5 protein-coding genes are annotated in these 5,240 nt (G+C 28.1%); all 5 read left to right on the top strand.

The genetic code is table 11. The annotated features are described in order from the left end of the window. On the top strand, window positions 1–286 hold a 286-nt coding region (locus tag BUA77_RS12550; RefSeq protein ID WP_207646851.1), incomplete at its 5' end, for a hypothetical protein. 173 nt (window positions 287–459) lie between these two features. Beyond that, window positions 460–1,923 carry an IMP dehydrogenase gene (gene guaB / locus BUA77_RS12545; RefSeq protein WP_072890803.1) on the top strand — a complete coding sequence of 488 codons (1,464 nt, stop codon included), beginning with the start codon at window positions 460–462 and terminating at the stop codon, window positions 1,921–1,923. Window position 1,924: 1 nt separating this feature from the next. Beyond that, window positions 1,925–3,460, top strand: a complete 1,536-nt coding sequence (gene guaA / locus BUA77_RS12540) for a glutamine-hydrolyzing GMP synthase (RefSeq protein ID WP_072890800.1) — start codon at window positions 1,925–1,927, stop codon at window positions 3,458–3,460. 203 nt (window positions 3,461–3,663) lie between these two features. Next, the gene (locus tag BUA77_RS12535) at window positions 3,664–4,935 is read left to right on the top strand and encodes a sensor histidine kinase (protein ID WP_072890797.1); all 1,272 of its coding nucleotides are present in this window, start codon (window positions 3,664–3,666) and stop codon (window positions 4,933–4,935) included. Between the two features lie 203 nt (window positions 4,936–5,138). Beyond that, a partial coding sequence (locus tag BUA77_RS12530; protein WP_200773971.1) for a PD-(D/E)XK nuclease family transposase occupies window positions 5,139–5,240 on the top strand: 102 nt, incomplete at its 3' end.

Here is a 5,240-nt window from a genome sequence, read left to right as displayed (position 1 = left end):
GAGGAGATACCCGATAATGAAAGATTTAGAGAAAGAGAACTTCCTAGATATGGGAGAGGACGAGGAAGCGTATCCCTTTGGGATAGAAACAGACGAGAAGACTTACAGATATCAATGTTTGGAGTGTGGATTTGAAGAAGATGTACCTAGGTTTATTATTGATGAATTTATTGAAGATGACTTTTTTGCTTCTGGTTGTGATATTGAGAATTTTGAAGTAAAAATGCCTATACTTATATGTCCAAAATGTAATGGTGAATTAGTTTCAAAAAATACAGATGAGTAGCTCTGCTACTCATCTGAGAGTATCACGAAGTGATATTTTGTTCTATCTTAAAGTAAAATATTTGAATAACTGTATAAAATTATACGAATTGGTTAGAAACTTTAATTAAAGACTTAATAAGAGAAAACTGGTTCTCTTATTTTTTTTAAAATAAAATGGCAGGAGGGCTTAGGATGGGAAAAATATTAAAAGAAGGATTAACTTTTGATGATGTATTATTAATTCCTCAAAAATCTAACGTACTACCAAAGGATGTAGATACTTCAACTTATCTTACTAAGAAAATAAAGCTAAATATACCATTAATGAGTGCAGGAATGGATACAGTAACAGAATCTAAAATGGCTATAGCAATGGCAAGAGAAGGCGGAATAGGAATAATACACAAAAACATGACAATAAAGGAACAGTGCCTTGAAGTGGACAAGGTTAAAAGAAGTGAAAACGGAGTAATAGTAGATCCTTTTTATTTAAATAAAGAGCATACTATAGCTGATGCTGATGAACTTATGGGAAGATATAGAATATCTGGAGTTCCTATAGTAGATGATAATAAAAAGTTAATAGGAATACTTACAAATAGAGATATAAGATTTGAAGAGGATTTTTCTAAAAAAATAGAAACAGTTATGACAAAAGAAAATTTAATAGTGGCAAAAGAAGATATAACTTTAGAGGAAGCACAAAATATACTTAGAAAAAATAAAATAGAAAAGCTTCCTATAGTAGATGAAAATGGAGTTTTAAAAGGACTTATAACTATAAAAGATATAGAAAAAAGAATACAATACCCAAATTCAGCTAAAGATTCTAGAGGAAGACTTTTATGTGGAGCAGCAGTAGGAATAACTTCAGATATGATTGACAGGGTAGATGCTTTAGTTAATGCAAATGTTGATGTAGTAGTACTTGATACTGCTCATGGACATTCTCAAGGAGTAATTGATGGAGTTAAAAAAATAAAAGAAAAGTATCCAGAACTTCAAGTTATAGCAGGAAATGTTGCAACATATGAAGCTACTGAAGAATTAATAAAAGCAGGTGCTGACTGTGTTAAAGTAGGAATAGGACCGGGATCAATTTGTACAACAAGAGTTGTAGCTGGAATTGGAGTTCCTCAAATTACAGCAATTATGGATTGCTATGAAGCTGCTAAAAAATATGGAGTACCTATTATTGCTGATGGAGGAATAAAATATTCAGGGGAGGTAGTTAAAGCAATTGCAGCTGGTGGATCTGTAGCTATGATGGGATCAATGTTTGCAGGTACAGAAGAAAGTCCAGGAGAAAGGGTAATATATAAAGGTAGAGCATTTAAGACTTATAGAGGTATGGGTTCTATTGGAGCTATGGAAAAAGGATCTAAAGATAGATATTTCCAAGCAGAATCTAAAAAACTAGTCCCAGAAGGTGTAGAAGGAATGGTTCCTTATAAAGGTAAGGTAGAAGATATAATATATCAATTAATAGGTGGACTTAGAGCAGGAATGGGATACTGTGGAACACCAACTATAAAAGATTTGATTGAAAATGGAAAGTTTATAAAAATAACTGGAGCTGGACTTAAAGAAAGTCACCCTCATGATATAACAATTACTAAAGAAGCTCCAAATTATAGCGCACAAGGAGAGAATTAATATGGAAAAAGAATTAGTTTTAGTTATTGATTTTGGAGGACAATATAATCAACTTATAGCTAGAAGAGTTAGAGAATGTAATGTATATTGTGAAATTATTCCATATACATATTCAATAGAAAAAATAAAAGAAAAAAATCCTAAGGGAATAATATTTACAGGAGGACCTTCTAGTGTATATCAAGAGGGAGCTCCTAGAGTTTCAAAAGAAATATTTGATATGAACATACCTATTCTTGGTATATGCTATGGAGCTCAGCTTATGGCTTATACTTTAGGTGGAAATGTAAAAAGAGGAGATAAAAGAGAATACGGAAAAACTGAGATACACTATGAAGATAGTCTTTTATTTAAAGATATTGAAAAGAAAAATATATCTTGGATGAGCCATACTGATCTTATAGATAAAAGTCCAGATGGATTTAAAATAACAGCAAAAACTGACCACTGTCCAGTAGCTGCCATGGAAAATGAAGATAAAAAATTATATGGGGTTCAGTTTCATCCAGAAGTTGAGCATACATTAGAAGGACATAAAATAATCAAAAACTTCTTATATGAAGCATGTAAAGTAAGTGGAAGCTGGAATATGGACTCTTTTATAGATCAAAAGGTTAAGGAAATAAAAGAAAAAGTAGGAGATAAAAAAGTTTTATGTGCACTAAGTGGAGGAGTAGACAGTTCAGTTGCAGCAGTACTTGTCCATAAAGCTATAGGGGACAACCTTACTTGCATATTTGTAGATCACGGTCTTCTTAGAAAAAATGAAGGAGATGAAGTTGAAAAAATATTTAAAAAAGAATTTAGCATGAATTTAATAAGAGTAAATGCTGAGAATAGATTCTTAAATAAATTAAATGGAGTGTCAGAGCCTGAAGCTAAGAGAAAAATAATAGGAGAAGAATTTATAAGAGTGTTTGAAGAAGAATCTAATAAATTAGGAAAAATAGATTTTTTAGTTCAAGGAACTATATACCCTGATGTAATAGAAAGTGGAGCAGGAGAAAGTGGAGCATCTACTATTAAATCACATCACAATGTTGGAGGAATACCTGAGGATATAGAATTTGAAATAATAGAGCCTTTGAGAGAATTATTTAAAGATGAGGTAAGAAAATTAGGTTTAGAGCTTGGAATACCTGAAAATCTTATATTTAGACATCCATTTCCAGGACCTGGACTTGGAATTAGAGTCATAGGAGAAGTTTCTAAGGAGAAACTAGATATATTAAGAGAAGCAGATGCAATATATATTGAAGAACTTAAAAATAACGGGCTTTATGATAAAATATGGCAGGCATTTGCAACCCTTCCAGATGTAAAAACTGTAGGGGTAATGGGTGATGAGAGAACATATGCATATTTAGTTGGATTAAGAGCTGTAACTTCTTCTGATGGAATGACATCTGATTGGTATAAAATGCCTTATGATGTACTTGAGAAAATTTCAAATAGAATAGTTAATGAAGTTGATGGAGTTAATAGAGTGGTTTATGATATAACAAGTAAACCTCCAGGAACTATAGAGTGGGAGTAGTATTATATTAGGTGGCTATGATTTTCATAGCCACTTTTTATAATGAATGAAGGAAATTATAATCCTATTAAGTTTTTAGCATGAAGACTTTTTTATATTAAAATAGATTTACATGGTTTTGAAAAAATATTATAATATATAAAAGTTACTATAATATTTTTTGTCGATTTTGAAAATGTAAATGATATTAAATGGGGGTATTTATGTATAATTTTTATTTCTTTATTATGACATTTTGTTTTATATATTCATTTGTCTTTGTTTTTAAGATGTTAGGGGAATATAAATGTAATAATTTGTATTCTGAGATAAAGTTAATATTTATCACAGCTTTATTAGGTACAATTCTAGAAAATATAGTAACAAAGCCTACAAGGATAGCAATTTTTTATTTATTACTTTCTTTAAGTATGTATTTAGTTTACTCAAAAAATAAATTACATTTTTTCAAAATATATCTTATAACATTTGCTATATTTGCTTTATCTGATGCCTTTGTAGCAGATGTAGTATATAGACATGTAGATAGTTTTAATGAACTTAATAATATTAGCATGCTTTTAATTCAGATATCAGTAAGTGCTATAGGTATTTTTATAGGTATAATTCTTAAGAGAGTAGATATTTTTAAATTGAAAAAAAATATTTATATAGAAGAAAATAAAACATTTTGGTTATATATAGGATTTGTAGTAATACTATTTACAACTATCATATATTATTTTGAAAACATAAATTCAAGCATAAATAATTATGTTGTTTTTTTTATGCTTTTATTTTTATGTTGTATGCTTGTAAGCTATGTTGTGTTTTCTATTTTAAATAAACTTTATATAGAAAAAAATGAAAAAAAGCATATTGAGCTATATGCAAATATGATAGAAGAATCTCTTGAGAATATTAGGGCATTTAGACATGATTATAGAAATATTTTAATGTGTATAAGTGGATATATATCAAGTAATAATATGGAAGGATTAAAAAAATACTTTTATGAAAATCTAGTAAATGATAAATATATAAATAATAATGTTTATGGACTTATAAATATAAAAAATACTCATGTAAAAGGATTAATTAATATAAAATCAGCAAAAGCAAGTTCCTTAGGTTTAGATTTAAATTTAAATATAGAAAATGAGATAGAAAATTTTTTATTAAAGGACATAGATATTTGTAAAATATTAGGTATATTAATTGATAATGCAATAGAAGCTAGTACAGAGTCATCTCGCAAAGTTATAAATATAGATATTTTAAATAATAAAGAAAGAATTTCTATTATAGTTTCAAATTCATTTAAAACAAAACCTGAAATAAATAAAATATTTGAAAAAGGATACTCAACAAAAGGAAATGATAGAGGATTAGGTCTTGATATAGTAAGGAAATTAAATAAGAAATATCATAATATGAATATGAATACATATATAAAAGATGATTTATTTCATCAAGAGATGATAATTAAAAAATAGCCATGGCATTTGTCATGGCTATTTTTTAACTAAAAACTATTATTTTACATTTTAAATTACTAAAGTCAACATATATGTTATGAATTATCAATATAATATCGCGAATTGCAAAATTAGAAAGACAAAGCCATGCATTTTAATATAAAATACGATAGAGAATATATGGTATAATATAAAAAAATATAAAATGGAGGGTGAATATAATGTGTAGATTAAACCCTAAAGTGGACTTTGTATTTAAAAAACTATTTGGAAGTGAAGAAAACAAAGATATATTAATTTCATTTATAAATTCGGTATTATCA

The sequence above is a fragment of the Tepidibacter formicigenes DSM 15518 genome, assembly GCF_900142235.1.
Classification (GTDB): domain Bacteria; phylum Bacillota; class Clostridia; order Peptostreptococcales; family Peptostreptococcaceae; genus Tepidibacter; species Tepidibacter formicigenes.
Note: the sequence above shows the minus strand (reverse complement) of the source record. Positions and strands in the feature narration are given on the sequence as shown.